Below are 17,262 nucleotides of genomic sequence, written 5' to 3'. Positions count from 1 at the left end.
AAAGTTAAAATCGACGAATTGGACATACAACTTATCGGTAAATAAGTGCCATTGTCGCTTAATTTCAAATAAGTTGTACCTCCATTCTGCCAAATGAGACAAATCACGTTTAAAAATGCGGCGCGGAAAAAAGGTAGGGCGAGTTAATCCCTTGGTAATTCGTTATCAAAGTGAAAATTTATTAACCCTAAAAAATATTGAAATTTTTGTAAGCCCGTAATCAAATAACGCATATATATGACAGGCACCTCCCGGTACGATAGATATATCAAATAAGGGAGGTGTTTTCTATGCCAACAACTAAACTAACAATTGTCCCCGTGTCGCTAGACCCTATCATTGACGAATCTTCATTTACAAATTCACCGCAATCTCCTTCTGATCCAAGCTGCGTAATTAAAACAGCTACCGCAGTAATCTCTTTCTTCAATGGCGTAGATGAGCACATCATCCAAACGATCGTGAAGGAGCTGAATAATCAATGAAGCATGATTTTACGAGCGTGCAGAACATCTACATTATTTGCGGTAAGACCGATATGCGTAAAGGTATTGACGGTCTCGCAACACTCATTCAGGATTCTTTTAAACTTGATCCATATAGTGATTCCATCTTCTTATTTTCTGGAACGAGTAAAGACCGTTATAAATGTTTGTATTTTGATGGAGATGGCTTCGCCATGCTTTATAAACGATTAGATAATGGCAAACTGCAATGGCCAAAAGATGAAAAGGAAGTACGTAACCTTTCACAAAAGGAACTTCGCTGGCTGTTAGAAGGTTTATCGCTTCAGCAGCCAAAAGCGATTGCGAAATCTGCAAAAGGTGTCTTTTAAACCCACCTATTAAGGTGGTATAATCATCCATAACTTATACTGAACGGAAATGTGGTGAATGATTTGACGAACGTTTCTCCTAAGCAAGAAAATCAAAATGAACGATTAATTCGAATGCTTGAGCAACAATTAGCTCAGTCAAATCGACAAATCGAAGCGTTGACTGAACAAGTTCGCCAATTAACCAAGGCTTTATACGGTTCAAAATCGGAAAAATCAAAGTATAAAGCACCAGACGGACAAGGTTCTTTATTCGAAGACGATCCGTCTTTTAGCGATTCTGAGCAGACAGAAGAACAAAGCACGGCAATGATTACGTATACCGTTGTCCGTAAATTACATAAGAAAAAACGGAATGATTCTTTTCGTGACGGGATTGAAATAGAAGAAATTCACCATCATCCTGAAAACACGCAATGTGACTGTTGCCTTGGTCAAATGACCGAAGCTGGTACGACCATTGCGCGTGAGGAAGCAAAATTCATTCCGGCTACAATGAAGCGTGTTCAACATATTGAACACGCTTATGAGTGTAGGCATTGTAAAAAAGATACTACTCAAAAAGCGCAGATGAAACGTGGAAAAGCACCGCAAGCTGCCATTCAACGTAGCATTGCAGGACCTACTGTTTTAGCAAAACTCATCTACGATAAGTTCATCCAGTACTTACCTCTTTACCGCCAGGTGAAGGAGTGGGACCGATTTGGTCTGCTTACCAATGACAAAAACTTATCGAATTGGGTCATTCGTGCAGCAGAAGATTGGCTTCTACCGGTTTATGAGCAGATGAAGCAGACATTAACAGCAAAATCTGTTCTGCATGTGGACGAAACGTATGCGCAAATTATTAAACGATCAGATGGTAAATCAGGTCAATCGAATGCCTACAATTGGGTGTTCCGAAGCGTGCCAAGCCAAGGACCAATCATCGTTCTTTTCCAAAGTGCTTTATCGAGAAGTCGTTCTGTATTAGAAAACTTTACAGCTGGCTTTAAAGGAACCGTGATTTGTGATGGATATTCTGCATACGGCAATCTACCTGATGTCACGTTCGCCAACTGTTGGGCGCATGTACGACGTTATTGGCTGAAAGCTGATAGCAGAAACGGTCAAATTGGTGTGGATTACTGTGACCAACTGTATCACTTAGAACGTCAATTTAAGCATCTTTCACCAGGTAAACGACGAAAAGCACGGCAAAAACATTCGAAACCGATTGTAGAAAAGTTTCTAAAATGGGTAGATGAATCCCCTTTCTTCGGAAAAAATGCCTTGGCAAAAGCTGCCGAATATACATTAAATCGTGTACATGGGTTAAAAGCTTTTCTGCTCGATGGTCGCATTGAAATCGATAATAATCCAGCTGAAAATGCGATTCGCCCTAATGTGATCGGCCGAAAGAACTGGCTTTTCTCTGTTAGTGAAGCTGGTGCTAAAGCGAATGCGATCTGCTTAAGTTTGGCTGAAACAGCAAAAGCAAATGGTATCGACTTCTATCAATACCTAGTAACGTTAATGACAGAGCTGCCGAATTTACCGATCCATCAGCAACCCCAAATTTTAATTAACTACATGCCTTGGTCAAAAAATATCCAAGCCACATGTGCTAAATAGCCATCTATCCGAAAAAATTTCAGATAGATGGCCATTCGTCGTGCGTACCGAAAAGGTGCGCTTTTTTATATTTCGGGCTTACAAATTTTTAATTGCTTAAAATTCCTTACACCCACTTTAAAACAACAAAAGAACCGCCTGGCAGCGGTTCTTTCTCATCCCTACAATACACCATCACTCAAATTCAATTTTCTCATCCGGAAATCCCATATTCCAATAAATCTCATGCATCACTTCATCCATACCCCAGCCGGCTTCCTCTGCATTTTGTAAAATGCGCTCAAATGGATCCGTTAAGCTTTTAAATAGTGCTTCGTCTTGTGCAATAATGGTACACGCAGTCTCGAACATGTTAACGAGAGCGGTAAAATAATTTGCAGAAGCTTTTCCGAAACGCACGCTAAAGTCTAGTCCTAAATCAACCACATGAATTAGCAGCGACGCGTATTTACTGTCATCCTGTGTTAATTTAAAAAAGGCTTCGACGTCCTTCTTAATAGTGGTAGGGCGGGCTTGTCCTATAACGCGATCTGGGAAGATTTCTTTTTCGATTTTCTTTAGAACGGCCTGGAACTGCTCCTCGGCAAACGCATCTCCCTGTAGCTGTCGCGCAAAATACTGTTGAACACTTTAGTCATGTTTGTATATATCAATAGTGACCTGTGTTAACTCTTTTTCATTCAATGCTTCTAAATAGGCGTTCACATTGGTTAATTTTAATTTCATCATCAACTCTCCTCTAAAATCCGCTACACATACCAAAAAAACTAATGGAGGCGACTATGAAATCTTTATATCCTTACAACCCAATTCGGGTATATTGAGCTTACTGTTGGGGGGAGAATTAGCAACGCCGTGTGCATAAATAATGGCAGCACTATTCTTAATATCAGAAGCGGTAGTAGGTGGCATCTCAAAACGAGTGAGCGATGATATAGTGCTACAGCATTTAAGTTTGACTTCTTTCCAAATTTTTTATAGGCACGAATAAGGCAAAAACAAAGAAATCCCTCTCAGTATCCGAAGTAGAATCGGATAGTGAGGGGGATTTTTTACAAATATTTGAATTTAACTAGTAGTTCAATTAAAATAAAAGTAAATATAAGGAAAAAAATAAAACCATCTATGCAAGATAGATGGCGGAGACCTCTAGCGGTCAACTTTTACGCTTTAAGCTTATTTTAACTTACCAATGTAATGTTACAGAGTAGTAACAACTTCATTGTAAAACAAAATACAAAATTTGTAAACTAAAAAGGGGTGTTTTGGATGAAATATTCAATTGGTTTAGATATTGGGGTAGCAAGTGTAGGTTGGGTATGTATGACTGAAGACTATAAAATTTTACTCTACAATAATCGTGCTGCGATAGGGGTACATGAATTTGAAGCAGCACAAGTAGCAGAAACGCGTCGACTAAAGCGTGGTATGCGTCGTCGTTACAATCGTCGAAAAAAACGTATTCAATTACTACAACAAATTTTTAATGTGCCACTAGCCGAATTTCCAGGATTTATTAAGCAATCGGATGCAAAGCACTTTTGGAAAAATGATAATCAATTTGAAAATCGTACATTATCAGAAACATTACGGTCATTACAATTGAACACAAACACATACCCAACAATTTATCATTTACGAGAAGATTTACTAAAAGAAAAACAAAAGATCGATGTGCGACTTATATATTTAGCTTTGCACAACTTAGTAAAATATCGAGGGCACTTTTTAAATGAAGGAACTGAATGGAATTCGACTGAGGATGCATTTGATTTAGAAAGTCAAATTGAAGGGTTACTGATGGTCTATAGTAATTTTATTGAGAACGAGGTACTACATTTCAGTCAATCGAATATTGAACAAACAAAAAATATATTATTAAATACTCAAATGGCTAGATCGGAAAAAGTGAAACAAATAAAACTAGTAATTGGTAGTGAATACGAAAATTTATTTAAGTTGTTACTAGGCTTGAAAGTAGATATGTATAAGATCTTTCCGAATTCTTCAAATTTACAACGCTATAAAGAGGAGAAGGTTTCCACAAAAATTACGTCAGACGATTTCCACGAAGTTTTAGAAACAATGGAAGATAATGAAGTGGAGTTACTAGAAAATGTACTGCCACTTTATCAGCAAATTACATTGTTTGAATTATTAAAAGGAGAAAAATGTGTAGCAACGGCAAAAGTTGCAGCATTTAACCAATATCAACAAGACTTATTGTTTTTAAAAGAAATGATAAATGTATACGGCAATGGAAATCTATATCGTCGATTCTTCATTACATCAAAGCGAAACCAAACACAATTTAAGCAAACAAAAGATCTAAAGCTATTATGTGAGCTTGATCGATTTAAACAAGAGAAAAAGCATGAGGAGTCATTTTATAAAGAAATCGAAAAATTATTTAAAGAGTTTCAAAATGCAACAAATGTTTCAGCTATGCATCAAGAGCAACTAGAACAAGCGCGAATAGCTATTAGTAATGAAAAATTTTTAATAAAGCAAAAGGGTATTCAAAATGCTTCGATTCCATACCAAAACAATTTATATGAAGCAGAAGCGATTTTAAAAGCTCAACAGCCACATTATGATTTTATTACAGAAGATTTCATCCAAAAGGTAAAGCAAATTATTGGTTTCCGAATCCCTTATTATATTGGACCACTTGTAACTAAAGAAGGTGAATTTGGCTGGATGGAGCGTAATCAAGATGGGGAACCTATTACACCATGGAATTTTGATCAAGTTGTGAATAAACCAGTGTCAGCAGAAAAGTTTATTAACCGTTTAACGAATAAGTGTACTTATTTAAAAGTCGAGGATGTATTACCAAAATCATCTTTGCTTTACGAGCGTTATGAGTTATTGAACGAACTAAATGGCGTGCAAATCCGTTCTGAAACCGAGCCCGCTGACCGGAAGCATCGTCTATGCAATGATATGAAAAAATGGATTATTGAGCATGTCTTCAAACAGAACAATACTGTAACACATAAAAAACTTTTATCAGAACTCCAAAAAAGCCCATTTAAAGACGAGTTATTTGGATATGGCGAGACGAAGAAAATTTATGGGACACAAAAAGAAGACCGCTTTATTTCTAATTTAGCTGTTTATCGTGTTATGGCATCAATTTTTGGGAATGTAGATAAGCAGGAGGAAATGATTGAAGAAATTATTTATTGGTGCACAGTATTCAATGAAAAAGACATCATTAATTATAAAATAACTGAAAAATACCCACAAGTAACAGCCATTCAAATTCAAAGGTTAAGTAAGTTGAAGCTAACAGGGTGGGGGAGACTTTCAAAAAAACTATTATCAGAAATTCTTCTAAATGACAATGGCGATACGGTCATTGAATATATGGAGAAGTATTCACGAAACTTTATGGAAGTATTATCGGTTCGTGAGACAGATCTAGCAAAAAAAATTGAAATGCTTAATGCGCAGCAACAAAAAGTAGGGCATAAAATCCAGTATAAAGACATTCAAGAATTAGCAGGTTCTCCAACATTAAAAAGGGGTATTTGGCGTGCGGTAAAAATTGTAGAAGAACTAGTTGGGATTTTTGGAGAGCCTGAAAATATTATGATTGAAGTGATAAGAAAGGACGAAAAATCGAAACAACCGAAATCCCGTAAAGTTATTTGGCAAGATTTAGCGAAAGAATGGAAAGATCAAGAAGCACAAGTATTTTATAAAAAAATGAGTGCATATCCGGAAGAACGCTTTAAAGATCGAGGCTTCTGGCTCTATTTGATGCAGCAAGGGAAGTGTTTATATACAGGGAAAGCATTGAATATTGATCAGTTACACATGTATGAAGTAGACCATATTTTGCCCCGTAATTATGTGAAAGATGATAGTTTAGATAATTTGGCATTAGTTTCTACAGAAGCAAATCAAAAGAAAAATCAAGTGGGACAAAACAAGATGCCTCTGGAGATTATCGAAGCAAAAGACCAATATCAAATGCAAGCGTTTTGGAAAAAACTGAATGAGTTAAAGTTGATTTCAACAAAGAAGTATCAATTATTAACAAAGTCTTCATTTAAAGATGTAGACAAGGAGCAATTTATAGCTCGTCAACTTGTCGAAACAAGCCAAATTATAAAAAATGTCAAAGACTTATTAAATGAACGGTTCGAGAAAACAGAAGTACATTTGGTGAAGGCAGGTATTGTTTCAAAGTATAGAAAGGCCATGAAATTGCCGAAAATCCGCAGTTATAACAATAAGCATCATGCAATAGATGCATTACTTACGACCATACTCATTCAATTTATTATTAATGAATATGGATCGAACTTTTTAAACTTTGATTTAAAGCATAAGGAAATAAATCAAAAGTGGAGTAAAATTGCCCAAAATACAAATGACTTCTTTATTTTTTCTCAATTCAAAGAAGCGAAATTCAAAAGTTTGACGACCAATCAGTACGTATCGGGTATTGAGTATTTACAGCAAATTTTCTTCGACCTACCATGGCAAACAACTAAAATGACGGGTAGTAGTGAAGGAATGTTTTATAAAGAAACGATATTTTCACCGAAAGTAAAATCTGCAAAATATACATCATCTAAAACGTCAAAATTTGTGCATGATGAAGTGAAGAAAACTGCAACATATGCCATAGCATATGAAATACAAAAAAAGAATAGTGTCGTGGAAGAGGTTAAGTTCTTTGATTTGAAAGTAATTGAAAAGATGCAGTTGGAGCAATTAAGTGATGAAGAATTAGCAATGTATTTAGTTCGTCGCGATGTAAAAGGCGATATCGTAAAGGCTAGGATTTTAACGGTAATACAAAAGTATCAAAAAGTTGAAATCGAAGGTCATCCATTTTACTTTATTTCTTCTGGGGAATTACACAATGCAAAACAATTTGAACTCCCACAGAACATTTTGAAAAAGTTAGATAAAGTAGTCTTAAAAGAAATGTCGAACGAACAAAGGGTTGAATTGTTTAAAGAAGTGGCAGACTGCCTTTATAGCCAATATACAATTTTTAACAAAGACACATTCAAATTAAAGGTTAATACGTTTATAGAAAAAGAATTGAAAACAGTTGAAGGTTTTAATACAGGAATAGAAGAAATTTTAAAATCCGCATCTGCAAGTGCAACACGCTCGGATAAATTTGGTAGTCGTATTACAAAATCACCTAAGCCCACAGATATCCTCGTTCTCTATGAATCAATTACAGGTTTACGGTACCGAAAGCCACGGACAATTGATAGTAAAAGAGCGTTGAATAAAGAAAATCTAGTAATGATTTAAAAAGAGTTGGAGGCGATTGAATGACATGGAGGACGGTAATATTAACGAAAGAGTCGAAGTTGTCACTTAGGATGGAGAATTTAGTAATCGTTAATGATGAGGTGAATAAAATACCAATTTCAGAAATTGGAATATTAGTGATTGAAAATCCTAGTATTGTTATTACCGGTCATTTATTAAATGCTCTATCTAATCAAAAGATTACGACGATACTTTGCGATCAAAAACATATTCCTTCTTCCGTCATTCAGTCAGTCTATGGGCACCACAGACAATCGAAAAATATTGTTAAGCAATTTCAATGGAACGAGGAGTATAAAGGCGTTTTATGGAAATACATTATACAGCAAAAGATTTATAATCAAGGTCAACTGCTGAAGTTTTTAGAACGAGAAGGCTACGATGATTTACTATCGTTTGTGGAGCAAGTAGAAATGCATGATGCTACGAATCGTGAAGGACATGCAGCCAAAGTGTATTTCAATCGCTTATTTAATAGTGAATTTACACGAGGTTCCGATGATGAATTAAATTGGGGAATAGATTATGGCTATACAATTTTACATTCGCTAATTGCGCGACAAATTGTAAGCAAAGGGTATTTATCAGAAATAGGAATTCACCATATAAACGAATATAATCAATATAATTTAGCGAGCGATTTTATAGAGGTTTTCCGTCCGATTGTTGATTTTATTGTCATTAAACATGTTGTTGATCAGTTTGGGAAAGAACAACGTCGCCAAATAATAGAGATGTTGAATTACAAAATATTTATCAAAAGTGGAGAACACTATTTAGCGCAGGCTGTACAAATGTTTATAGATGGTTGCATAAATTTTTTGAATACAGGTGAAGAGGATAAACTTAATTTCCCAATAATGAAATTTGAAAAATATAAAGTTTGAGGTGAGGAGTGTGCATAGAATTATGAGACTAATTGTTATGTTTGACTTACCAACCAATACAGCTTTAGAAAGAAAATATTATCGTCAATTTCGAAAGTTCCTTGTTACGAATGGCTATGCAATGGTGCAATATTCAATCTATGCAAAAATCATATTGAATCATTCGGCATTACAATTACAAAAGGTGAAGCTAGAGCAAAATTTACCACCGAAAGGCCATATTGAAACCTTGATAATAACTGAAAAGCAGTATGCGAATATGGAACGCATTAGTAAAGGTCCGGTTAAACGAGAACAAATAACAACTGCTTCAAGGATAGTAGAGTTATGAACATTTATACGAATGGAATTGAAGAAATCGTTTTTGAAAAAAATACGTTGAATATCCTCACATTTAGAAGTGCAATTCAGCAATATCGTTTTCGAGATACACTTCTACAATGGATTAAAGGAAGAGAACGGGAAGATATGTATTTTCGAGTGACATATGATGGGTATGATGTGGTAAGTAAAGACTTTGATATAGTGAATATTACTGGTGGGGCACTTGAATTTTTAGAAGCCAAAGATGCAAATAAACAAATCATGATGTTCATTAAACAACAATTTGAAATGGACGAGCAGTTATTACCCATTTATACACATATGAAAAATGAAATTGAACGTACTTTCCATGAGATGACAATTAAATTTGCTGATTTTGAAATCGAATTTGACTTACAATCACTAGTGCTTGAAAACTTATTAAAGCAAGTAGAAATCACAATAACATCAAATAAAGAAAATGTATCGGCATTTGAATATCGTAAATTTATAATTGATATGTGGCTGCAATCTTTAGATGGAAAGCGACCAAAGCTGCTTATTTATCATTTCCCAGAAGCAGATTTGCCAATTGCCGACATGAAACAGTTATTAGCTTATTTAAATGATTTAAAAGTTACAGTAATCTGTATTACATCTAAAAAAGTAAATGCGGATATAGTGAATTTATCGAATATCAAATTGTTTAAGGAAAATGGTAGTATATATAATATCAGCGGTTTATATAACGAACTTATGCTATTTGATTATTCACATTCGCAGCTATCTTTAGAACAACTAGTAAAAGATTTAGCGTTTTATGATTTTAATGACGATTTATTGTTATTAAGTGATCGGTGGCGTACGTTTTTAGAAAGCAATAAATTTTAGTATTTAACCAATGGATACTAAGCTACTCACTAAAATTCGGTGTTAGACCAATGTAATTTTATAAAAATAAATTCAAATAATAGTACAAAGTTACACATTTGAGGTTTTAGACCAATGTAATTTTAGAGAGTAGTAAAACTAAATAAGGTTTGGGTTGTGGAACTACAACGTTTTAGACCAATGTAATTTTAGAGAGTAGTAAAACTAAAACTATTTATTTAAAACCAGGATGGGTGTTTTAGACCAATGTAATTTTAGAGAGTAGTAAAACTCGATGCATTGTAAATAAATCAAAGACTTCGTTTTAGACCAATGTAATTTTAGAGAGTAGTAAAACTTCAGTTTTTTTTACGCTTTCGAATGATTTGTTTTAGACCAATGTAATTTTAGAGAGTAGTAAAACTCCACATTTACAATATGAACATAAGGGGTAGTTTTAGACCAATGTAATTTTAGAGAGTAGTAAAACAAAAGTGCTCAATATGCGGTAGTAGTATTGGTTTTAGACCAATGTAATTTTAGAGAGTAGTAAAACATGACGATATTACGAATCAATAAAACAGATGTTTTAGACCAATGTAATTTTAGAGAGTAGTAAAACAATGCGAGTAACGATGTGTTCAGTGATGTAGTTTTAGACCAATGTAATTTTAGAGAGTAGTAAAACACAATCGCATTGAAGCGCACGGAGAAGTAAGTTTTAGACCAATGTAATTTTAGAGAGTAGTAAAACAAAAAGTCCAGAGCTAAAGACATTCTTCGAGTTTTAGACCAATGTAATTTTAGAGAGTAGTAAAACCATTCCACGTCCGACCAAGACAAATGGGAAGTTTTAAACCAATGTAATTTTAGATAGTAGTAAATTGAGGATTCTTCGTGTTTTGCTGGCACCAAGGTTTAGTATGTAAGACTGTATAAGAAATGGGTTTATTAGCAGAGGGTTACCGGAAAATTGCAACGATTGTACAATTGATTGCAAATGGAACAGTCCAACAAAATACGATTTTATTTTGGGACGAGCCTGAATCCAATATTAATCTGAAAATAGTCCCGGTGTTAGCAAAATTATTTTTACAATTAGCGCGTATGGGTGTACAGCTGTTTATCTCAACACATAGCTACTTCATTATACGAAAATGGGTAGCGGAACAAGGTTTTCGTTTATTTGATCAAGCATGGATAAATGATTGTATTAAAGGGCTTCAATTCAAAAAAACAGAGTGGGACAAAATCCACCATCAAAATTATTCCGTTATATCGGATAAGTACAGAGGGCCAGGTATAGATTGATTTTTAACAGCCGCCCAAAATCGTTTCTTTCGAATTGTTCATCCGATAATTCATTTAATTAGAGATTCTCATACGAGACCAATGTAATGTTACAAAATAGTAAAACATATACTCATTGTGTGAGATAATGTGTGGATTTAGCCGAATAATATAACCTCTTACTATCTGAAATGAAAATTTAGGATGTTGGGAGGGGGATTATTTATGGTTGAATCAATACTGTTAAATTTTTTTTGAACTATTCATTCGTGGGGGGATTACATTGGATAATGACGAAAGAAAAGTAATCAGTTTTCAAGACTATAAAAATGCGAGGGTATTAGGGGAATTAAGAAAATATCCGGACTATTATGAGTATATGTTAATCCCAAATTATGAAGATTTATTTGCCGAACTGAAGATGCAAAGTGTTGAAATGGAAGATTGCTTTGCCAATTTATTAGTTAATGATGGTCGTTATGTACTAGTGTCGCTTAGTTTTGATGAATCTTATACAGTTGATGATATTCTTGACTGGCTAGACATATGTGAAATTATTTTAAAAGAACCGACAAATTCCCTAATCCAAGTAAATGGCGTTAGTGAAATTATTGAGGCGATTAAATTTCAGGATTATCTCATTCTTTTAGTTGAAAAAGGGACAGATTCCTTTACTCTAGATCCAAATGAATTGGATGAAATTACAGACAGTTATAGTAGTTTTGATAAAATTTCTAACACCGGAATGGCGGATGTAGTTGAATGGAAGGATGGCTACTTGGGCAGTGAGTATCCCGGTGGATCTGATGAATCGGAAGGGAATTTTGAGACATTAAAGAAATCCATCCATTATTCAGCGGACATGCGTGGATTATTTATAGATTGCAAAAAATGTATGCTATTAGGTGTTGTAATTCACGACAGAACCTTTGAAATTGAGCGGCCTGTATGTCCATATTGCGGTGAAGAGGTAGATGGTGCAAATTGCGAATGGATAAATGGGCCAATTTAAATTTATTAATACCTTTACCAGGTGCACATACAATTCTCAACTAAATCCCTAAGAACCCTTAAAACATGGGTTCTTTTTTTATTATTTATTCAGCTAAAAACCATGGATTATTATAGTGATTGACAAACCTTATGGACACAAAATAACTTCTTAGATTGCATACATAAATAGATAGAGATGAGGCATATTCTAGTAGAAGACAAAGCAATAGCATATGACGTACTTGATAAATTAGGAGCGAGCGGGGATTTTGCGGAGCTTGTAGAATGCGAAGGAACTATTAATATTGTTAAAAGATAAGGATAAAGGGGTGTATTCATAGGATTATATAAAGAAAGAATTCCTATTTTTTATTGACAGAATTTACTGTACAATTCAGGGAATACGACTCAAGGGGGATTATTTTGGTAAAATTTAAAAACTTCGGAATTATATTAACATCTTCTGTGTTATCTTTTGGCATGTTTTCGTCTATTGGCAGTGCTTCAACAACAAATGGCCAACGTGAAAAAGTTCAAATTCAAATCGCTGTGACAGATACGGTTTTTTCAAAAAATGATTTAATTAAGAAGTTTCATCAGTTGTTTCCGAATAAATTTGACTTCGTAACAAATAGTGATTTTCATATGAGTAGCGGCCATCATTATCCTGATGATACGATGCGGTATCAATTAAGTTTCTCTAAGACAGTTAATGGAAAGCAAATATACGGTCATATAGGATTTGTTGGAGAGGATTTAGAAGTTGAGCAATTCTCTTATCAACCTCCCAATGAAAAAGAGGCACTATTCCCAGCAAAGGTTTCTAAAGATGCAGCAGAGAAAATTGCAGAGAATGTCATTAAGCAATTTTCTAATGGAGAGGACTATCAGTTAGAAACTGATAACAGCTATAACTATTATTCACCTCAAATACTAACACAACCTATTCGTTACTCATTTTCTTTCGTTCGTATGAAAAATAAAGTAGCCATTGCTGATCAAGGGATTCAAGTGACCGTTCTTGGAAATGGTGAGGTTGTTGAATTTTACAGGAATGCTAACAAGATGGAATCCCCTACCTTTGATGATGTAAACCAAGTAAAAGCTAAAAATGCGATGTTAGAACAAGTTAAAGACAAGCTTTCTGTTGAACTACAATATCAAGTGAATACGGATTACCAAACGGGAAAAAATAGTGTTCATCTTGTTTACAAACCAACAGCAAAATTACTCGGCGTCCATGCACTTTCTGGTAAGTGGCAAACAACAAACGGTTTCTCTGCTGACTTCCCTGCGAAAACAAAAATCGAAAAGATTGCTGAAAGTCTTCTGCCACCTAGACAAAACGGCATTACATTAGAAGAAGCTAAGAAATTTGCTGAACAAGTCTTAAAGATTCAATCTGATAAGGTCAAATTAAGCATTCACTCTTTAGAAGAACTAGAAAATTACATGGGGCAGGAAGTAATTAGCGTTCAATATTCGTACGAGTTTGGGAATGGCGGACATGGTGCGAGCCTAGAAATTAATAAAAAAACGGGAGAGATTACGCAGTATTATGATGTAAAAGGCATGATTTTAGCACAAATGGGTGAACAACCAAAGAATGAGAATGCCCTTTCGATTGAACAGGCGACGACTCAAGCAATAAAATATTTAAAAGAGTGGGTACCATCTTATTTACACAACTATGCTAAGCCAATAGATGAACCATACATTGAAGAGGGACAAGGTAGTTATCACTTTAATTTCCCGAGAATTGTCAATGGTGTTGTCGTGTCAGGCGATAATATTGGTGTAGGAATTGCTGCGGATGGTTCCTTAAGTAGCCTTAATGTCAATTATCAGGATGTTGAAACATGGCCATCCCTTGACGGAGTAGTGTCTACGGAAGAGGCAACAGCTATTTTGAAAAATTCATTAAGCCTTAAACTAAATTATATTAAACAAGAAAATAAAGAAGACAAACATCATTATGAGTTAGTCTATTCACCCATATTTAATGATAATGCAAATAGTTTTTTAGATGCCAAAACAGGCAAATGGAATAGCTCGGGTGATGAAAAAAATACGGTTGTCATTTCACATCCTACGGCACAAGAAGAACTGAATTACTTGATTAATGCCAAAATCTTAGATATTAAGGAGGCCAAAAATTTTAATGGAGATGCCTCTATTTCAAAAGGTGAAGCACTAAAAGTCCTCATCAAATCACTTACGTACTTTTATGAGGGTGGGTATGCGTATGAACAAGAAAGCATGAATCAAACTTTTGAGAATATAGATTCGAAGCACCCATTATATCAAGTGATTGAGCGTGCGGTTACAATCGGCATTCTTGATGCAAAGAATCCAAGTTTTAATCCGGATTCACCAATTACTCGTGAGGAATTAGCAGCTTGGTATATACGTGTTCTAGGACTGGAGCAAGCAGCTAAACATAGTAATATTTATAAGCTAGACTTTGTGGATGCGAATAAGGTGAAGCCAGAATACGCTGGTTATGTTGCCATAACAAACTCGTTAGGAATATTAAAAACTGATCAAAATCAATTTTACCCTGGCAGAGAAGTGACGTATGCAGAGTTAGCAGTTTCAACGATTCGCCTGGCATATGAACTAGCTGAAAAAGGCACATACTTGAATTATTGAGCATCTAATAGTACGTATTAACAGTATAAAAAGAGGAGGGACACTAATTGTCCTTCCTCTTTTTAGTTGGTTAAGGACATCATCTCACCCTATATTGGTGCGAGGTTTGGCTTTCTAAAAGGCTATGTACATTTCATCTTCATTCGGCAGTAATTTGTTCAATGAAAAGGTGACTACGATAGAAAGAAATATAGAAAATTAACTTGCGTATAAACTATATCTTATCGGACAAAATAATTTGGAACATTGTTCAGTAAATGTTTACTGAAGCCACTGGTGAATTTGGAATTCAGTGAATCCACTATGGGGACGCAAATACACCAAAGTGTAAGTAATAGAAAGGTTGGATACTACAATGGAAGAAAGCAAATATGCGCAGCTGGACAGTGAACAGCTGCAAGAAATTAATAACCTTGAGGACAAATTACGGGTGACACTGATTGCTTATGATACGGCTGCAATTATGAGTAATGTTTCAGAAACCGATAATGGGAATGGCGCCTCTAGAGATATGACTTCTTCATAAAAAAATAACAAAGGAGAGGTCTCATACAAACTTTGAGACCTCTCTTTCTTTAAGTTGTTTCTTTCTAATCGACAACCACACTGCTGTTAAAATGCACCGACCTCTGACTGAGCATCATGTGTTTTTTTGCACATTCATTGCATTTGGTGTAGAGGATTTTTTGTTAGTGAAGTTATTTTTTACATAAGAAAGTCCGTTTCCGGAAATGACGGCAGAAGTAGTACGTCTACCAGTTGTGCTCACACTGCAACGTAGCCCTTTCCCACCAAAGCTAATACTTGGAGCTTTTTTAAAGTTTACACGGACACCGGGTGGAATTTAGACGCTTTTTCTGAATCGTTATACCATTGTGAGACCTCCTTACGAACAGCTTATACCACTATTTTTCATGTAGTGGTATAGCTTCTTCAAGCTTGTGTTAGGTTAACAAAATAATTATTCAGTAACATCATCCCCGTCTTTCTATCATAAAATTATACGTAAATATACAACCACTAGAAAGGAGGGTGCATCATTCAAATCCATGTTGTGAAGCCAGCTGAATCACTATACGGGATTGCGCAGGCTTACGGAACGACGGTACAAAATATTGTAACGGCAAATCAAATACCGGATCCTAACAGGTTAGTCATAGGGCAGGCGCTAGTTATACCGATTTGGGGTAGTTATTATTGGGTGCAGCCAGGGGATAGCTTATGGTCTATTGGGCAACGTTTTGGGGTGAATTATTTGACACTTGCGCAAATGAACGGTATAAATCCGAATCAAAGTTTAATGATCGGTCAGCGTTTATTTATTCCACCGGCACCGAAAACTGAAGCGGAAATTATGGCTTATCTAGAGCCTAGAGGGACATCAGTTAGTGAGGTACTACTAAATCAAGCGCGTGAAGCAGGACCATATTTAACGTATCTCGCTTTATTTAGTTATGAGGTGAGGAGGGATGGTACGCTAAAACCACCGCCGATTCAAGGGATTCCAGCCTTAGTAGATGAAACAAATACCTCACTTGCAATGGTCATTACCAATCTGGAAGAGTTTCAGTTTAGTGGGGAACTAGCCCGGGATATTTTGCAAAGCGTGGCGGTGCAGGATTTGCTATTTGATAATATTATTGCGGAAGCAAATCGTCTCGGTAGCGTAAAGGATATTCATTTTGATTTTGAGCATATACCAGGTGATCAACGAGAAGCATATATTAAATTTCTACAAAGAGCCGTGGAGCGAATGCATGCGGCCGGGTTTACCGTCTCTGCAGCGCTAGCACCGAAAACGAGGGCGGATCAGCCGGGAGAATGGTACGTTGCACATGATTACAAGGCGATCGGTGAGGTTGTGGATTTTGTTTTACTAATGACATATGAATGGGGTTATTCGGCAGGACCTCCTATGGCAGTTTCTCCAATTGGACCAGTAGAAAATGTCGTGCGGTATGCAACCTCCGTCATACCTTCAAATAAAGTGATGCTCGGGCAAAATTTATATGGTTATGATTGGACGCTGCCATTTGTACCAGGTGGAGCGTATGCGGAAGCGCTCAGTCCTCAAAGAGCAATTGAAATTGCTAAACGGTATAACACAGTCATTCAATATGATAATATCGCGCAAGCCCCGTTCTTCAACTATGTAGACGAGCAGGGGAGGTCGCATATTGTGTGGTTTGAAGATGCAAGATCCATTCAAGCTAAAATCGATTTAGTAAAGCGCAACAAGTTACGTGGTATTGGCTACTGGAAGCTGGGGTTACCATTCCCACAAAACTGGTTACTCATTGGATCGAATTTTGATGTAGTGAAGAAGTAGAAGGCAAAAAAGTTTCGATTACGAAATAACGAGCAGGGACTTTTTTATAGGCTATCACCAAAGTTTTTTAGACTTCATCGGCCAATTACGAAGGTCAGTCTGTTAAGGTATCTAGTATATCAAAAGAAGAAGCGTAGTATTTTTGGTTCTTCAGCAATTATCATACCGCCAATTAGCTC

Annotated in this window: 14 protein-coding genes and 1 CRISPR repeat array; of the genes, 12 read left to right on the top strand and 2 right to left on the bottom strand. The window is 35.7% G+C overall.

Annotated elements, in window-relative coordinates; all coding sequences use genetic code 11:
- The first annotated feature begins 290 nt into the window (after positions 1-290).
- The 3 genes from MHH87_RS16255 (at position 291) to tnpC (ending at position 2,449) form a co-directional block, all read left to right on the top strand.
- Entirely contained in the window at positions 291-485 is a 195-nt protein-coding gene (locus tag MHH87_RS16255) for a hypothetical protein (RefSeq protein ID WP_340748614.1), read from the top strand.
- The gene (tnpB, locus tag MHH87_RS16250) at positions 482-835 is read left to right on the top strand and encodes an IS66 family insertion sequence element accessory protein TnpB (RefSeq protein WP_340748613.1); all 354 of its coding nucleotides are present in this window, start codon (positions 482-484) and stop codon (positions 833-835) included. The genes MHH87_RS16255 and tnpB overlap by 4 nt, the downstream gene beginning before the upstream one ends.
- A 63-nt stretch (positions 836-898) precedes the next feature.
- Positions 899-2,449: an IS66 family transposase gene (gene tnpC, locus MHH87_RS16245; protein ID WP_340748686.1), complete on the top strand. Its 1,551-nt coding sequence runs from the start codon at positions 899-901 to the stop codon at positions 2,447-2,449.
- A gap of 174 nt (positions 2,450-2,623) precedes the next feature.
- On the opposite strand, the gene MHH87_RS16240 is transcribed toward tnpC, so the two are convergent.
- On the bottom strand, positions 2,624-2,848 hold the full coding sequence (locus MHH87_RS16240) for a hypothetical protein (protein ID WP_340750266.1): 225 nt from the start codon (positions 2,846-2,848) through the stop codon (positions 2,624-2,626).
- Between the two features lie 870 nt (positions 2,849-3,718).
- Here MHH87_RS16240 and cas9 point away from each other — a divergent pair.
- From cas9 to MHH87_RS16200, 8 genes are all read left to right on the top strand, one after another.
- The gene (cas9, locus tag MHH87_RS16235) at positions 3,719-7,738 is read left to right on the top strand and encodes a type II CRISPR RNA-guided endonuclease Cas9 (RefSeq protein WP_340750265.1); all 4,020 of its coding nucleotides are present in this window, start codon (positions 3,719-3,721) and stop codon (positions 7,736-7,738) included.
- Between the two features lie 20 nt (positions 7,739-7,758).
- Complete coding sequence (cas1, locus tag MHH87_RS16230) at positions 7,759-8,646, top strand: type II CRISPR-associated endonuclease Cas1 (protein ID WP_340750264.1); 888 nt, start codon at positions 7,759-7,761, stop codon at positions 8,644-8,646.
- 22 nt (positions 8,647-8,668) lie between these two features.
- Entirely contained in the window at positions 8,669-8,977 is a 309-nt protein-coding gene (gene cas2, locus MHH87_RS16225; RefSeq protein WP_340750263.1) for a CRISPR-associated endonuclease Cas2, read from the top strand.
- Positions 8,974-9,840, top strand: a complete 867-nt coding sequence (locus MHH87_RS16220) for a hypothetical protein (protein WP_340750262.1) — start codon at positions 8,974-8,976, stop codon at positions 9,838-9,840. Before cas2 ends, MHH87_RS16220 begins: the two co-directional genes overlap by 4 nt.
- A 103-nt stretch (positions 9,841-9,943) precedes the next feature.
- Positions 9,944-10,706: direct repeats of the CRISPR family, unit length 37 nt; unit sequence GTTTTAGACCAATGTAATTTTAGAGAGTAGTAAAACT.
- Positions 10,707-10,761: 55 nt separating this feature from the next.
- Positions 10,762-11,130: an AAA family ATPase gene (locus MHH87_RS16215; RefSeq protein WP_340750261.1), complete on the top strand. Its 369-nt coding sequence runs from the start codon at positions 10,762-10,764 to the stop codon at positions 11,128-11,130.
- Positions 11,131-11,392: 262 nt separating this feature from the next.
- Positions 11,393-12,121 carry a hypothetical protein gene (locus MHH87_RS16210; RefSeq protein ID WP_340750260.1) on the top strand — a complete coding sequence of 243 codons (729 nt, stop codon included), beginning with the start codon at positions 11,393-11,395 and terminating at the stop codon, positions 12,119-12,121.
- A 404-nt stretch (positions 12,122-12,525) separates the two neighbouring features.
- Positions 12,526-14,754 (top strand): S-layer homology domain-containing protein, encoded by a 2,229-nt coding sequence (locus MHH87_RS16205; RefSeq protein WP_340750259.1) that lies wholly within the window; start codon positions 12,526-12,528, stop codon positions 14,752-14,754.
- 355 nt (positions 14,755-15,109) lie between these two features.
- Entirely contained in the window at positions 15,110-15,280 is a 171-nt protein-coding gene (locus MHH87_RS16200; RefSeq protein ID WP_340750258.1) for a hypothetical protein, read from the top strand.
- 114 nt (positions 15,281-15,394) lie between these two features.
- Here MHH87_RS16200 and MHH87_RS18965 read toward each other — a convergent pair whose 3' ends face one another.
- Complete coding sequence (locus MHH87_RS18965) at positions 15,395-15,598, bottom strand: DUF4236 domain-containing protein (RefSeq protein WP_445683131.1); 204 nt, start codon at positions 15,596-15,598, stop codon at positions 15,395-15,397.
- A gap of 312 nt (positions 15,599-15,910) precedes the next feature.
- Between MHH87_RS18965 and MHH87_RS16195 the strand changes: the two genes are divergently transcribed.
- Positions 15,911-17,083, top strand: coding sequence for a glycosyl hydrolase family 18 protein (locus MHH87_RS16195; protein WP_445683130.1), 1,173 nt, complete (start codon positions 15,911-15,913; stop codon positions 17,081-17,083).
- Positions 17,084-17,262 lie beyond the last annotated feature (179 nt).

Origin of the sequence: Solibacillus sp. FSL H8-0538, assembly GCF_038003525.1 — a bacterium.
In the GTDB taxonomy this organism is placed as follows: domain Bacteria; phylum Bacillota; class Bacilli; order Bacillales_A; family Planococcaceae; genus JBBOPI01.
This window is presented reverse-complemented; position numbering and strand designations above follow the sequence as displayed.

Excerpts from the sequence above, each read along its gene's own strand:
- MHH87_RS16255 (WP_340748614.1), top strand. The coding sequence starts at position 291 with ATGCCAACAACTAAACTAACAATTGTCCCCGTGTCGCTAGACCCTATC.
- tnpB (WP_340748613.1), top strand. The coding sequence starts at position 482 with ATGAAGCATGATTTTACGAGCGTGCAGAACATCTACATTATTTGCGGT.
- cas9 (WP_340750265.1), top strand. The coding sequence starts at position 3,719 with ATGAAATATTCAATTGGTTTAGATATTGGGGTAGCAAGTGTAGGTTGG.
- cas1 (WP_340750264.1), top strand. The coding sequence starts at position 7,759 with ATGACATGGAGGACGGTAATATTAACGAAAGAGTCGAAGTTGTCACTT.
- cas2 (WP_340750263.1), top strand. The coding sequence starts at position 8,669 with ATGAGACTAATTGTTATGTTTGACTTACCAACCAATACAGCTTTAGAA.
- MHH87_RS16220 (WP_340750262.1), top strand. The coding sequence starts at position 8,974 with ATGAACATTTATACGAATGGAATTGAAGAAATCGTTTTTGAAAAAAAT.
- MHH87_RS16215 (WP_340750261.1), top strand. The coding sequence starts at position 10,762 with ATGGGTTTATTAGCAGAGGGTTACCGGAAAATTGCAACGATTGTACAA.
- MHH87_RS16200 (WP_340750258.1), top strand. The coding sequence starts at position 15,110 with ATGGAAGAAAGCAAATATGCGCAGCTGGACAGTGAACAGCTGCAAGAA.